Source organism: Emticicia sp. 21SJ11W-3 (assembly GCF_024138715.1).
Classification (GTDB): domain Bacteria; phylum Bacteroidota; class Bacteroidia; order Cytophagales; family Spirosomataceae; genus Emticicia; species Emticicia fluvialis.
In genome coordinates this window covers 2671654-2687254 of the sequence record NZ_CP092074.1, presented here as the reverse complement: position 1 = coordinate 2687254, position 15601 = coordinate 2671654, and the positions used below count along the sequence as shown (strand labels likewise).

Genomic DNA, 15601 nt, shown 5'->3' with positions numbered 1-15601 from the left:
ATTTTGAGGCACAATTTTACGCAAGTTTTGCCTGTTGTAAAAGCAATTGGGTAAAAAACAATATTACTTATTATTATTTTAATATGAATTACACTTTCAATACTTTTATAAAGTTATTTACTTTTTTTGCTGCCGCTCTTTTGGTTGCTTGCTCAAGAAACGAAAAAGATGCTGAGTTATTCTTTATTCAGGGCAATGCAGCCTATAAAAAGGCAGAATATAAAAAGGCAATTGATTTTTTTAGTGAGGCCATAGAGAAAACCCCCACCTTTGCCGATGCCTATAATAACAGAGGAACGGCTAAGTTAGCTATTGGCAATCTGGGCGGAGCCATTGCTGATTTTGAAAAGGCAGTATCGCTAGATTCTGATTTCGTGCTGGCTAAATACAATCTGGCAGAGGCTTTATCGAACAGCGACGGCTTGGATGAATCTATATCCTTACTAAAATCTATTGAGAAGTATTATAAGGATTCATCTTTCTACTATGTTACACTGAGCAATGCGCTGATACAAAAAAGCAATTTCCCGCAGGCTACACAGGCTTTACAGAAAGCTTTACAACTGCAGCCTGAAAATGATATGGCATTAACTAACCTGGGTGTTATCAATTATCAGGAGAAGAACTTTAGCCAGGCCAGACAGAATTTTGAAAAAGCCATAGCCATTAACCCGAAACAGGATTTCGCACTGAATAACCTGAGCCTGATTTATGCCAATGAAGGCAACTACACCAAGGCTATCGAACTGGTTGATAAAGCCATTGCCATCAACAAAAGTGTTTTGTATAAAAATAATAAAGGATATTACCTCTTGAATACCGGAAAACTGCCTGAAGGCAAACAACTGATTGAATCAGCATTGGAAGTCAATAATGCCTGGGCTATTAGAAACATGGGTGTTTATGAGTTGCTGAGTAAAAATTATAGCAAAGCCCTGGCCAATTTTGAAAAGGCCGAGAGGCTCGACCCGGGTGTTGAATTGATAAATTACTATTTAGGTGAAGCCTCATTTCTTAACGGCAACAAAGCCAAAGCATGCCAATATTGGCAAGTTGGTGCAAAGCTAAGCGAAAGCAAATCAGAGCAACGACTAAGAGAAGTTTGCAAATAGATTTTTATAATCTCTGAATACCTGTGTACTCACTTCTCCATCCACAAATATTTCCAGCAGTTTGGGTTTTTGGGCTTCCGCATAGAAATCGGGCAATAATGCTTTCAGCTCTTGTTCTTGGGTGGCAGCCATATAAGTTATTCCGGCATCGGCACAGGTTCTTTTGGCATTCAGGTTCTGGTGTGTTACAAAGTAGTCTTTCAGTTCTGCCTGTCTGTTAGGGCCGTCAATGATTCTGAAAATATTACCTCCCTGATTATTTACCAGCAACACACGCAGGTTGGCAGGCAGGTAGTTGTTCCAGAAAGCGTTTCGGTCATAAAAGAAAGAAACGTCTCCAATCAGACAAAGCACCAGCTTATCTGTCGCCAAAGCATTGCCAACCGCCGAACTCAATATGCCATCTATACCACTGGTGCCTCTGTTGGCAAAAACCAATGTATGTGTGTTGTATGGCAAGCCAATCAAATTGGCGTATCTCACAGGCATGCTGTTTCCTAAATGAAATACCGAATGCTCAGGAATCTGCCCAATGGTTGTTTTTAAAGCCTTAAACTCAGAGAAAGTAGTATCAGCCAGGAATTTATCCAGCTTCACTCCTGCTAGCTGATCAGCTGCCTGCCAGCGTGCCAGATACGAACTGTCTTCGTCGTCGTCACCCTCTTTGAATTTCTGAATGTCAAGGTCGCTGAAGAGCGTTTTAAAGAAATACTGCTCCTGTACTTCCAGTTTATGGGTAAGCGTCTGGAACGGGTCAATCAAATCCGGGTTCTCCTGCACATGAAAATGAAAACGTGGCTGGTATTTACGTATAAAGAGCTTAAGATTCTTTGAAATAACCGATTTACCGCAGGTAATGAGTAAATCCGGTGCCAATGACTCAAGAAATGCCTCATTTTTAGATGACAGAAACACATCATGCGCAGTAATGGCCCCTTCAAAACCGGCGTTTGAAATAACATCGCTCAAAACCGGGATACCAAACTCATCAGAAATATTTTTAAGTATCTCGCCTAACTTTTCGTTCTGTTGCTGCCCAACAATAATCAGTTTTCTGCCTGATTGATTCCAGATATCATAAAACGTTTCAAAAAAACTATTCGGCAGCTTTTTTGCAGTTGCAATCTGTTCAATGATCCGGACATGGCGGTTGAATTCCACCACCTCGCCTTCAGCAGGATAAAAGGGCTCTCTGATAGGCACATTGATATGTACAGGGCCTTTGGGCTGAGCCTGAGAAAGATTAATGGCTTCGTTTACTACTCTTTCTATTTGCCAAACGGCATCAGGGTGGCTGTAGTCTGATGGAAGCTGAAAACTCTTCTTTACGTGTTTACCAAAAATGTTTTCCTGATAGATGGTCTGTCCATCATACTGATGAATCCACTCTGCCGGGCGGTCTGCCGTTAAAACCAGTAGCGGAATCTCCTGAAAATAGGCTTCGGCCACCGCCGGGGCCAGATTATACGCTGCTGTGCCTGATGTACAAACCAACGAAACGGTTTCGCCTGTACTTTGGGCAATGCCAAGACCGATAAAGCCGGCCGACCGCTCATCGCTGATGCTGTAAGTCTTTATGGCAGGGTGCCGCGCCATAGATATAGTTAGCGCTGCACTTCGAGAACCCGGGCAAAGAATAGCTGTTTTTACGTTTTTTCTTGCACAGATTTCGGCAATATTATGGATTGGTTGCAGAATAGCCATCATTTTATACAAAAAAAGGCACGAGAATCGTACCTTTCTGATATTCAAAAAATAGGTAATTTTTAGCCTAAGTAAGCCTTAAGGGCTTTGCTTCTTGAGGTTTGACGTAAACGACGGATAGCTTTTTCTTTAATCTGACGTACGCGTTCGCGTGTCAGGTTAAATTTCTCGCCAATCTCTTCCAACGTCATGGCCTGCTCACCGTTTAAACCAAAATAATAGGTTATTACCTCGGCTTCACGTTGTGTAAGGGTAGAAAGCGCTCTCATTACCTCGCGGCGCAGCGAGTCGTTAATCAGACCCTGGTCTGGTTTTTCTTCGCTGTCGTTTTCCAATACGTCTAACAGGCTGTTTTCTTCACCCTGAACAAACGGTGCATCTACCGATACGTGGCGACCTGAAATTTTAAGTGTATCAATAACCTCGGCAGCTGTAATTTCAAGTACCTCGGCCAATTCTTCCGGAGAAGGCTCTCTTTCAAACTTTTGCTCAAGATCTGAGAAAGTTTTAGAGATTTTATTCAATGAACCCACACGGTTGAGCGGCAAACGAACAATACGCGATTGCTCGGCCAATGCCTGCAGGATAGACTGACGAATCCACCATACTGCATAAGAAATGAACTTGAAACCACGGGTTTCGTCAAATCTTTGTGCAGCTTTTATAAGCCCAAGGTTACCCTCATTGATTAAGTCACCCAACGAAAGCCCCTGATTCTGATATTGCTTGGCAACAGAAACCACGAAACGAAGGTTAGCTTTAGTTAAGCGCTCCAGTGAAAGTTGGTCTCCGTCACGGATTTTTTGAGCAAGTATTACTTCCTCATCAGGAGTCAGCAAATCTACCTTACCAATTTCTTGTAGATATTTATCGAGAGATTGGCTCTCACGATTGGTAATTTGCTTACTAATTTTTAGCTGGCGCATATTAAGTCAGTGAACAGTTTTATGAAGTGTTTTTAAGAGTACTGAATACTAACAGATAATAATCAATGGGTCTCCCAAAACTAATTTCTTTATTAACGTTAATTTTTAATCGTATGCTTATAATAATGAACAATTAATTTGTAGTATCAGTTCGCTTTATTTAAAGCCGCCTGAACGCCATCAATTGTTCATTATTTAAGTAATAATCGGCTGATTATTGTTTAGGTGCCGGTTTCGGAAGAAGCACTTTTCTTGAAAGTCTGAATTTACCCGTTTTAGGGTCAACTTCAAGTAATTTTACCTGCAATTCCTCTCCTATTTCTAAAACGCCGTCCATGCTTGGCAGGCGCTCCCACGATATCTCCGAAATGTGCAATAAGCCTTCTTTACCTGGTAAGAACTCAACAAATGCACCAAATGGCTGAATCGACTTCACTTTGGCGTCATATACTGCTCCTACTTCCGGTTGAGCCACAATACCGTTTACACGTCTTTTGGCTTTTTCCATGCTTTCGCCGTTCGAAGAGAAAATAGAAACATAACCTTTTCCGTCTTTTTCTTCTATGGTGATAGTTGCACCCGATTCTCTCTGTATCTCCTGCACAATTTTACCACCTGGCCCGATAACCGCACCGATAAATTCTTTGTCGATAACGATGGTGAAGGCACGTGGTGCATGAGGTTTCAGGTCTGGTCTTGGCGCTTCAATGGCTTCTTTCATTTTACCAAGAATATGAATACGGCCTTGTTTGGCTTGCATCAATGCCTGTTCCAGCACTTCAAAAGACAAACCACCGATTTTGATATCCATCTGGCAGGCAGTGATACCATCTTCAGTACCGGTAACTTTAAAGTCCATATCGCCCAGGTGATCTTCGTCACCCAGAATGTCAGACAATACAGCCCATTTTCCGGTTTCGTTATTGGTAATTAAACCCATGGCAATACCAGAGATAGGCGCTTTGATGGGCACACCGGCATCCATCAGAGCCAGACAGCCCGCACAAACAGTAGCCATTGACGACGAACCGTTTGATTCAAGGATATCTGATACTACACGAATGGTATATGGGTTTTCTGATTCAGGAGGAAGGATTTTCTTTAACGAACGCATGGCCAGATTTCCGTGACCGATTTCGCGGCGTCCGGGTCCTCTGTTAGGTTTTACCTCTCCGGTTGAGAAACCCGGGAAGTTGTAGTGCAGGAAGAATTTGCTGTAGCCGGAGGTCATAACCTGGTCTACAATCATTTCATCCAGTTTGGTACCAAGTGTAGCGGTAGTTAAAGATTGGGTTTCGCCACGTGTAAACAAGGCTGCACCATGCGCCGATGGCAGGTAGTCTACTTCACACAATATCGGGCGGATTTCGTCAAGCTGACGGCCATCCAGCCTTTTGCGTTCGTCTAATACCAGATTCCGTGAGGCATAATATTGAATATCGCCGTAATAGGTCTTGGCGAGTGATTTCTTTTCTGCCAGTTCTTCTTCAGTTAACGTAGCCAGAAACTCATCCAGAATGGCTCCGAACTTCTCTTTTCTTACGTCTTTCTGGTTGCTGCCCAATTGGCACACGGCATATACTTTATCATATAATTCTTTGTACATGCGGTCTTTCAACTCGGTATCATGTACTTCATGATTATATTCTCTTTTTACTGTTTTGCCTACTTCTGCTTCAAACTCTTTCAAGGCTGTTACCTGCACTTTAATGGCAGCGTGCGCTTCACGAATGGCTTCAATCATTTCTTCTTCGGTACACTGATCGGCTTCGCCTTCCACCATAATGATGTTGTCATGTGTACCGGCTACTATTAAATCAACAGAAGCTTTTGCAATTTCGTTAGATGTAGGGTTGATTACGTACTGGCCGTCTACTTTGGCTACGCGTACTTCAGAGATGGGGCCGTTAAACGGTAAGTCAGATACGGCAATGGCTGCTGCGGCTGCCAGGGCTGCCAGCGCATCTGGTTGTACCTGAGGGTCGGCAGATATCAGGATTACATTTACCTGCACTTCGGCGTGGTAGTCTTCAGGGAAGATAGGGCGCAAAGCGCGGTCAATTAAACGGCTGATAAGAATTTCGTTATCAGATAAACGACCTTCGCGGCGTTGGAAACTTCCGGGTATTTTACCGGCTGAACCGAATTTCTCCTGATAGTCAACAGACAGCGGTAAGAAATCGGTACCTTCTTTGTGTTCTTTGGCACCTACTACTGTGGCCAGCAACATGGCGTTGCCTGATCTTACTACAACTGAACCGTCTGCTTGTCTTGCTAGTTTTCCTGTTTCAAGGCTAATCACTTTGCCATCAGGCATTTCGATGGTCTTTGAGTGAATGTTAAACATTATCTTTTTGATGGTATTAAACCACGTTTCCGCTTTCGACGTGGCAATTTTCTATCCGAATTCCGCGGGGATATTTCAACGACCCTGCCACCTTACGGCAAAGCCCTGAATAGATATGTATGTAATTGAAGTTACTATCTAAAAAGACAATCAGAGAATGACGTATCATTCTCTGATTGAAAAAATTACTTACGGATGCCTAGTTCAGCAATAATTGCTCTGTAACGGGCGATATCTTTCTTATACAAATAATCAAGCAAACGACGACGTTTACCAACCAATTTCAACAAACCGGCTCTGGTAGAGTAGTCATGTTTGTGTGATTTAAGGTGTTCTGTAAGATGAGCGATACGATAAGTAAATAATGCAATCTGAGACTCGGCCGAACCGGTGTCAGTTGCTTTTTTCTGGAAGCCCTTCGCTGAGAAGATTTCTTCCTTTTTCTCCGTAGTTAAATACATCAGATGTTAACTTAGATTTTAATAAAATGAATAAAGTGCAAAGATAATAATTTATTTTCAAAAAAAAGTGAAAATGCCAAAAAATAAGCTAAGCATAAAGTAAAAAAGCCCTTCTCAATCCGGAAAGGCTTTTCAAATAACAAATGTTCAACTTAAACTTAAATCTTGATTGTGACGATGGCGAGATTCGAACTCGCACAGGCTAACGCCCACTACCCCCTCAAAGTAGCGTGTCTACCAATTCCACCACATCGCCTCTTGGGTCTGCAAAGCTAAACAAGGCAGCAGATTAATCCAAAATTATAAGCTGTTTTTTCAGCATATCACACATTTGGCCTCATAGTTGGTCTTTTGCCTCTTAGAGAGACTTATTCGGCCGTTTTCAATTAATTATACACAAATAAATTTGTTTTACTGAATCAGTTTTCTGAAAAAACTGCTACCATTTAAAAATAAAACAAAACCGTTAAATAAATGTGTCTTGTATTTTTCATGTAAATTAATTCACTTTGTTAAGAAATCAAAGCCGATTTTATAACTTTTGCTCAGGACATACCATGAAAACAGAAAACTTTCTAACTATAGGTATTGCAGGTATGCTATATATAGTAGCCTGGCAATCAAGCCCGTGCATTAAAAGCTCCCAAAAAACCACAAATTATATTAAGAACAGATTTAAGAGAAAGCGCCTGTAATATCAGGGTGTTTTAGCCTTAATACTTTGTTAAGTACATGCCTTAAGTTGCTATGGTGAAAACCTGTGCATCTGGTATAATAATTACCCTGATATAACATAATCAGGGTCTATCAAACTGTTTAATACTATGGCAGATATTAATGAACCAAACGATTTATACAGCGCGCTCTTTGGCAACATCGGCAATCAGGGCGAATCTTTCAACCAACCGCTTTCAGACAGCGGAATGTATTATGCTTTTTTATCAAAAGCTGATTTCGATGAAAGCACGGGTACCTGGTCAATCATGTTTGAGGTTCAACCAGAAAAATACACCTACAATGTGTTTAAGAATGGTAGCGATGTAATTAAATACAGCGCCCCGCCCGTGCCAGCCAGCATATTTAATCCAACATTCGTATATTCAGAACCGTTATTTACGGTTTTAGGTGTAAAAGATGCCGACAATGTTGCTGAAGCATCGTGGTATCTGATAAAACTGGAAAAAAAGGATAGCGGAGCAATTAATGGCTTGTTGTATAATCCGGATATAGATGTAAATCCCGATAATCCGAATATGTCGTATGGAAATTATGAACTGATTTCTGCCGATCTACTGGTAGTGCCTGAGCCACCCATTGATTACATTCCGGATGTTCAACTCAAATTAAAAGCAGTCCCTAAAGTCAAGGCTTCTAAAAAAATACAAAAAGCACTTTGTGAAAGGTACTATGTCTACAAAAAGAAACAAGGAATTAAAAGACCCAGAACCGAATCTGATTCAAAAATACTTGCCTATACGGCTCCGGTTACAAGTATCGGAGCTATGGATATCGGCCAGGGCAATTGTAACCTGCTTTTTGATAGTGCCGTAGAACCTTATGTATATTTCGACCTCGGCTATCCACTCTGGTTTTATCTGGGTAGCCTGCCGGCCAATATGCGTTTTGGTACACCTGCTTATCAGGGACCTATTGTACAGAATACGGCAAATGACCTGTATGTTGTTATATCTCATTGGGATTGGGACCACTGGCGGCTTGGGCGCGTAGCCAATATGCAGGGGCTGGTTTGGATTGCCCCTAATCAGCCAATCGGAGGTTCAACACTCAATTTTGCTAACACTCTCCCCTATTTGATTCTGTACCCCGGGGCACCATTCATTAATTTACCTGGCTATGCCATTTGCAGATGCACGCCAGCGCCGGGTACCGCTCCGGCTGCATTGTTAAATAATACAGGTATTGCTATGCTGGTAACTATGCAACTACCAACTACAGCTGCCGTACCAACCCAGGTTTTAATGACTGGCGATGCCAATTTTGATAATGTTGACGGAGGACCTTTTCTTAATCTTAGTGGCATTGAGGCAGCCCATCATGGCTCAAATGCACATGGGGCATCGGCCAATCTTCCAGCCCAGATAGGCGCTTATGCCGGAGCAGGCAGGGTGTTTTATTCCTATGGTATGCGCCCTACGGCGGGTGGCCTGGCTTACGTATATGGATTCCCGGTGCCGGCTGCTGTTACAAATTATCAGAATGCAGGATGGGGAAATGTTGGTACAGGTGGAATAGAAATTTCAACCGCTGAAGGTACACATATCAGAGCTTTGCCTGCAACACTTGCCAACCGGGGAAATGTGCGGGTTGGCGACCAGACACCTTTGCCGGTGGCTTACAACAACTCGGCATTTTATAATTTTCCGAATCAGGTCAACTAATTTATACTCAAGGTTATGGCAGATACCATCAAGAACCTCAACGATGTAAAGCTATGGCTGCAGCCAATACAGCCCGAAGATAAAGCGCCCGTTTCTTCCAGTATGTTTGATGCTACCCTGGTTAACAAGCTTTTCAGTATGTTACCGGGTACAAGTACAATAGATGTAAAGGTAACTGCAGTAGTGGCCAACGGCGATAGCCCCTCGCTAAGCGGACGGGCTCTACTGTTGGGGCAGCCTGATACCGACCTTGTGTTTACTTTTACCGAGCCGGGCGATAATCTGCTGCTCACACTTAATCTGAATCTGCCGGAAAGTGTAACCTGGCAACTTGTTTCAGGCCTTTCATTCGGTTTTACGCATTTGAAAGGTACCCTGAGCCCGGATGAAGAACTCAGCGTAATTACGTTGGTTTTTGCCTGTGATATTGTGGCTGGGTCGCCTAAACCATTGTATTTCCCGGTGTCTATGACCATTCCTACTTTTGACGGAGACTGGACGCTTTCGGGCAGCTTCGAACAGTTAGGAGACCTTACGCATGATTTCCTGTATGCCATAGGCGGCAACAATGCCATTACTACCATTCTGCCGGCAGAAGTGGCAGCCCAGCTCAATAATTTTTCTCTGAAAGATTTTCAGCTGAGCTTCAACCCATCCAAACAAACGGTGGCGTTTATCAGAATAGAACTCCAGTATGCAGCTAACTGGTCATTCTTTGGCGATTTGTTTGTGGTTGAAAACATTGTTTTCGAATATGAGGTCTTTCATCCGCTTACGTCAGAAAACTATTTTCAGGCCACTTTACTGGCTAATATGACGCTTTTTGAAGGATTCCCCTTTCAGGTGGGCGGCCAGTTCCCCGACAAAGTTGTTTTTGCCCAGCTACAGCCTGACAGACCTGCAGAGCTGACAAAGGTTTTCAACTTTCTGAAAATACCGCTGCCGCAGAATTTCCCGGATGTTGAAATCAGTACGCTTTCACTGGTGTATTATACGGAAGAAGGAGGATATAATTTCAAGCTCGCTATTACAAAGCCTTTACCCATTGCCGGAAAAGTCAGTCTGGATAATGCTTCTTTTGAAATGGGCGCCAATTATGACCCGCTAAAGAAGAAAATGACGGGTTTCGGGAGTCTTTACGCTCATTTTACGGTTGGTTCAGCCACAGTTTTACTATCAGCCGTGTATAAAGAAGGTGAAGGCGTAGACATGACAGGCGAAGTGGATAACCTGCCAATTGGAGAACTGATAGCCGAATTACTTGATACCTTCGGTATAACCTGGTATCCTAAGTTTATATCTGAAATCACACTTAAGAAGTTAAAAGTAACATACAACACCAGCTCTGGAAACTTTACCTTTGATTGTATCGGGCATATCCCAATGGCTGATAATCCGGGTGTTGATATTGAAGTAAGCCTGTCGGCCATTAAATCTGCTACCGCAAATGCTTACAATACAGATGTGGAGGCAAAGGGCGTTGTAACTTACAAAGAACAGGTTTACACGCTGATATTCTCAAAAACGGCTGCTGATACTGCTTTTGCCGCTCAATGGCTCAACAAAGGCACACCGTTGGGTATTAATTCTATTGCAGATATGCTAGGCCTTGGAAGCCTCGTGCCACCTATTCCGCCTGAGCTGGATATTTCTCTTAAAGCGGCTGCCTTTGTTTATGACAGCGCACAGAGCCAGCCTTTATTTGTGCTTGAAGCTGCCTCGGCCGTGTATGGTAACTCGGCATTTGCAGCCATAAAAGACAAAACCACCAAAAAGTGGATTTTCTATTACGGCATGGCCACCGATTCGGTTATTGATCTATCAAACCTGCCTATTATAGATAAAATCACGTTTATAAGCGAAGGTATTTTAGCCGTTGAGGCCATTCATGTCGATATTGCCTCTAACCCTATCAGCAAAGAAAATGCTGCTTTAATCAACAAAATAATTAATAAATATGCTCCGGGAGACCTCAAGTTTCCGAACGTGCCAGAGAAAGGAATGATCAACCTGGTAGCGTTTTCTATGGAAATTAACATAGGAGGAACCAAAATACCAATCTCACTAGGAGCCGACAACAGCGAAGAGGTATCGACCATTGAGCAACTGGCGGTGTATCATGATACACTTACAGAGCTTGATGCCAAAGGGCGTTATTCTGTTATGCAAACTGTTAGTTCAGACAACGGCGGCTCTAAAACGTTCTGGTTTAACCTGCAAAAGAATTTTGGCCCGCTGTACTTTGAGAAAATCGGTCTGGCCTACAAAGAACCTGATATTTATGTGCTGGTTAACTGTGCGGCTACAGCCGGGGGCCTGACAATAGCCCTTGATGGCTTTGGTGTAAGCCTGCCCATCAGCAATTTTAATGTTTCTTTCACCATCAGTGGCATAAGCGTAACATTCCAGAGCGGCCCTTTATTAATCAGCGGTGGCCTTATGGGTAGCTTTGAGCCTGTTGATCTGGTTGGCCAGCTATTTATAAAAACAAAAACACTTACCATTGGCGCCATTGGCGGTTATACCGAGGTTGACAATCATCCGTCATTATTTGTTTATGCGGTGCTTAATTACCCCATTGGCGGGCCACCATATTTGTTTGTTACTGGTTTATCAGCCGGTTTTGGTTTCAACCGAAGCCTTGTGTTGCCGGGTATCAACGGGGTAGCTACTTTCCCGTTTGTACAATGGGCAATGGGTATGAACAACCCACCATCCGCCAACCCCAACGGCAATATTGCCAAGCAGGTAAATGATGTAATGCAGACTCTGATTACCGATGGAATAGTGGCGCCGCTGGCAGGTAATAACTGGCTAACTGCCGGGGTAAGGTTTACAAGTTTCGAAATTCTTGATTCTTATGCGATGCTCAGCATCGCATTCGGAACAAAATTCGAGATTTCGCTACTGGGCTTGTCAAAGCTGATTCTGCCTCCCGGCGCAGGCATTAAAGACTCAAAGCTACCTATCATTGTTTATGCAGAACTGGCTTTGGCGGCATCGTTTTCAACTGAAACCGGCCTGATAGCCGTACAGGGGCAATTGACCAACAACTCGTATGTTTTGTCTAAAGACTGCCATTTAACCGGTGGATTTGCTTTTTACCTCTGGACAAGCGGCCCGCATTTTGGCGAATTTGTGGTAACACTTGGGGGCTATAACCCAAACTATGTGGTTCCGGATTATTATCCGGTTGTGCCCCGTTTGGGCATGAACTGGAAAGTAACCAACGAATTGAGTATCAAAGGCGGCGAGTACTTTGCACTAACTTCGAACGCTGCTATGGCCGGTGGCTATATGGAGGCCGTGTGGCAGAGTGGCGGCATAAAAGCCTGGTTTAGTGTACAGGCCGACTTCCTGATTATGTGGAAGCCTTTCTATTATGACATCAGCGCTGCTGTGAGTATTGGTGCCAGTTTTAAAATTGACCTCTGGTTTACAACCCTGAGCATAACCATTCATGTAGGTGCCAGCCTGCATATCTGGGGGCCGGAGTTTTCGGGTGTTGCAAAAGTCAAAGTGGCCATTATATCGTTCACTATCTCTTTTGGCGCTAAAAATCAGGTCAAACAAAAAACCATTTCGTGGGACTCTTTCGCTAAAGATATGCTTCCGCAAAAAAATAGCGATACCCCCAAAGCCCTTGCTGCTTCCAATGCAGATACGCCGCCAGACCCTGATGTATGCAAAATTGTAATCAGCAACGGCCTCATTTCTCAGTTAAGTGATAAAGAGGGAGAACTGAACTGGATTGTGAATGCAGAAAATTTTGAACTCAGCACTCAGGCGGTTATTCCGTCAAAAGACTGGTCGCTCAGTTCAAATATTACATTAGATACAGATGCGCCAAATGCCAGTGTGGTACAGAACACCAATTTTGGTATCAGGCCTACCGGCACAGCGCAGGCTAACCTGAGCTCAACCCATAAAATAACCATAACCAGCGCAGAAGACAGCACCTTTAAAGCAACCAGAACACTGGGCAAGGTGGCCAAGTCATTGTGGCAACCAGTAGCATTTGACTCGCAAGGCAACCCTATTCTGGGTAACCCCGTGCAAGATACTACCCTTGACGACGTGCTGACGGGTTTCGTAATTGCCCCTTACATTAAACCGCCAGACCATACCCTGCCTATTGAACTCGCTAATTTGCAATACACGCTTGCACCTGAGTTTCAGTATTTTTCGTGGGCAGCCCCTTATGTGCCTACAAATGATGAATTTGAAGGAGACACCGTAGAGAACACCATAATGACACCACGGGCCATTAATAACCGAACGCTGCTGGTACAGGCTATTATAAATAACGGGCTAACGGTAGATGCCAACATAAATGTAAAAGAACTGGCTGACCCTGCTACCAATTATCTGCTGGCTGAACCCGAAATGCGCTTACTTGGAGAAGAAAAACAACTTTAGACATGGCAAAAGCAAATAAACACAGAGAAACAACCCCTGTAGTTGAGGCAAATAAGGCACCGGCTGTGCTGGGGTCTGATACCGGCGACGTCGATAAAAAGGTAATCTTTATACAGTATGATATTCCGCCACTCAAATCGGGTGAGTACACCATTGAGCTTGAGCAGGCCGTGAATCTCAATACTGGCGCTCCGTACCGCACTTCCAGAAAATTTGCTGTTACCGGCGAACGATTTACCCTTAACCCTAACGATATTAACTCGGTTTTTCCGCCTAATCTGGCTAACGGTGAATTTTCAGGTGTGTTTCCGCTGATAATTTTTAACAGGCGTACTTTACCCTGGGAGCGAACCTCTGTAATAACCGAACAAAGCGCACCCTGGCTTGCTTTATTGCTTTTTAACCGCGACCAGGTGCCGGAAATAAAAAAAGGTACGGCAAAAGACCTGGTGCCGCTGGGCACAACCATAACCGTTGAAGGGTCGCCGGGCATTACCGGCACAGGCGCTATGCCTGCGGGAATATTGTCATACCCGGGTATGAGTACCTTAGACTACGGCGAAACCCCCGAAGACCAGATTAATTATATTGATATACCCGCTGATACTTTTAATGCTGTAGCACCATCTGCGGCCGACCTCCCCTATCTGGCGCATATCCGTGATACCGAAACCATTGATAAAACGGATAACAAATTGTTGGATGAGGCGCTTTATGCCATAGTTGTAGGTAACCGGATTCCGGTTGATGGGCTCACAAGTTACGTTTTTCTGGTTTCGCTTGAGAACATGGGCAGTTTTTTGCCTGATGAAAACGGGAATGGGCATATTCCTGCCGGAAACAAATTCATAAGGCTTCTTACTTATAGTTCGTGGCATTTTACAGCCAATAATAACGACGAAAATTTTGAACAGCTGCTTGAAAACCTGAATAAAAACCCAGCCGGAGAAATTGGGCTTACCACCTTGCAATATCCATTTGACGGGCCCGTACCCTCAGATACCGAAGTGCAAAGCGCACTGAATCACCAGGCGAATGGAAACATGACTACCAATGATGCCCAGATACTGGTGCATAATGCCTTTAATATGGGTTACACCGCCATGACACAGGTACTCCGGCACCCCGGCAACACGGTTTCATGGTACAGATGCCCGCTTGTACCTTACTATATACCAGAAACCATTCAATTGCCTTTTACCACCTCTGACGCCATTAACAGATATAATCCGGAGACGGGTATGTTTGATATGTCTTATGGTGGTGCCTGGCAGATTGGCCAACTAATGGCATTGCAGAACAAGGCTTTTTCAACATCGCTTTATAACTGGAAAAAAAGCGAGACAGCTCAACAGGCAATTATAGAAGAGCAACGCATTATTCAGGAAAAATACAATACCATTACTGCTTTTGATGGTATAATGGCCGCAAGAAATACAAGCCTTTTAAAGGCCAATGCAGCTCCCCTGCCCGAAAACGTGGTAATATGGCTTAGCCAGCTGGCTTTGCTTAAAGGCGTGCCATTTAATTATCTCGTTCCTGATGAACGGATGTTGCCTCCTGAGTCGATGCGGTTTTTTTATATGGATAACAACTGGATTGACTGCCTGCTGGATGGAGCATTTAGCATTGGTAGATCGGCAACCGCCGACCATAAAAACGATGTAGCCAGGTTGAAAAAGTTAATGGGGCCTGTAAAACACAGAGCCAGTATGGCCAGACCCCGTAAACAAAAACTATTGTCGTACCGTAACGCAAGTGGTATAATTACGGGTTTCCTGCTGCGGTCAGCGGTGGTGGGTGGCTGGCCGGGACTGGAAATAAACGGTTACAGCGACACAGAAGGCACCAGTGAGGTTCAGAAACTCAGAATGGAGGCCCTATCTTCAGATACACTCATCTGCATTTTTGATGGCGTTGTACAGATGGTTGCCATTCATGAACCACCTGAAGCCCTCCATGAAGGCCTGGTGAGACATGACGGCACATGGGCTACTACCTTGAGGGTTGTAAACGGAACAGACCCCGGCAGCCAGATACCAGGCGCTTATTGCCCGGTAACGCTTCGGTCTGACAACCAGACCCTCCAGGTAAAAAAGGCCGCAGATGCAATTCAGCAAATGCTTAACAGCCCGCCTTACAGCCAGAATATAAAGAATTTTACATCGGCCGAGTATGCACTTGAACTGATAAAAGGTGTAGTGAAAGTTGAATTTCTCAAAAAATAATGACG

General features: G+C 43.8%; 8 protein-coding genes and 1 tRNA gene. 4 read left to right on the top strand and 5 right to left on the bottom strand.

Going from position 1 to position 15601, the window contains the following annotated elements; translation table 11 throughout:
- Positions 1-83: 83 nt before the first annotated feature.
- The gene (locus tag MB380_RS11355; protein ID WP_253522366.1) at positions 84-1112 is read left to right on the top strand and encodes a tetratricopeptide repeat protein; all 1029 of its coding nucleotides are present in this window, start codon (positions 84-86) and stop codon (positions 1110-1112) included.
- Here MB380_RS11355 and menD read toward each other — a convergent pair.
- The 5 genes from menD to MB380_RS11330 all read right to left on the bottom strand — a co-directional run bounded on the left by menD (position 1092) and on the right by MB380_RS11330 (position 6806).
- Positions 1092-2819: a 2-succinyl-5-enolpyruvyl-6-hydroxy-3-cyclohexene-1-carboxylic-acid synthase gene (gene menD / locus MB380_RS11350; protein WP_253522364.1), complete on the bottom strand. Its 1728-nt coding sequence runs from the start codon at positions 2817-2819 to the stop codon at positions 1092-1094. The two genes, MB380_RS11355 and menD, sit on opposite strands and share 21 nt — an antisense overlap.
- A gap of 59 nt (positions 2820-2878) precedes the next feature.
- Entirely contained in the window at positions 2879-3742 is an 864-nt protein-coding gene (locus MB380_RS11345; protein WP_101725972.1) for an RNA polymerase sigma factor RpoD/SigA, read from the bottom strand.
- Positions 3743-3956: 214 nt separating this feature from the next.
- The gene (gene pnp, locus MB380_RS11340; protein WP_253522361.1) at positions 3957-6089 is read right to left on the bottom strand and encodes a polyribonucleotide nucleotidyltransferase; all 2133 of its coding nucleotides are present in this window, start codon (positions 6087-6089) and stop codon (positions 3957-3959) included.
- A 185-nt stretch (positions 6090-6274) separates the two neighbouring features.
- Positions 6275-6550, bottom strand: a complete 276-nt coding sequence (gene rpsO, locus MB380_RS11335; RefSeq protein WP_101725970.1) for a 30S ribosomal protein S15 — start codon at positions 6548-6550, stop codon at positions 6275-6277.
- A gap of 172 nt (positions 6551-6722) precedes the next feature.
- Positions 6723-6806 (bottom strand) — tRNA-Leu (locus MB380_RS11330).
- A gap of 568 nt (positions 6807-7374) precedes the next feature.
- Between MB380_RS11330 and MB380_RS11325 the strand changes: the two genes are divergently transcribed.
- The 3 genes from MB380_RS11325 to MB380_RS11315 are packed head-to-tail and all read left to right on the top strand — an operon-like array spanning position 7375 to position 15596.
- Positions 7375-8949: a hypothetical protein gene (locus tag MB380_RS11325; RefSeq protein ID WP_253522358.1), complete on the top strand. Its 1575-nt coding sequence runs from the start codon at positions 7375-7377 to the stop codon at positions 8947-8949.
- 15 nt (positions 8950-8964) lie between these two features.
- The gene (locus MB380_RS11320) at positions 8965-13368 is read left to right on the top strand and encodes a DUF6603 domain-containing protein (RefSeq protein WP_253522356.1); all 4404 of its coding nucleotides are present in this window, start codon (positions 8965-8967) and stop codon (positions 13366-13368) included.
- Positions 13369-13370: 2 nt separating this feature from the next.
- The gene (locus tag MB380_RS11315) at positions 13371-15596 is read left to right on the top strand and encodes a hypothetical protein (protein WP_253522353.1); all 2226 of its coding nucleotides are present in this window, start codon (positions 13371-13373) and stop codon (positions 15594-15596) included.
- Positions 15597-15601: the final 5 nt, after the last annotated feature.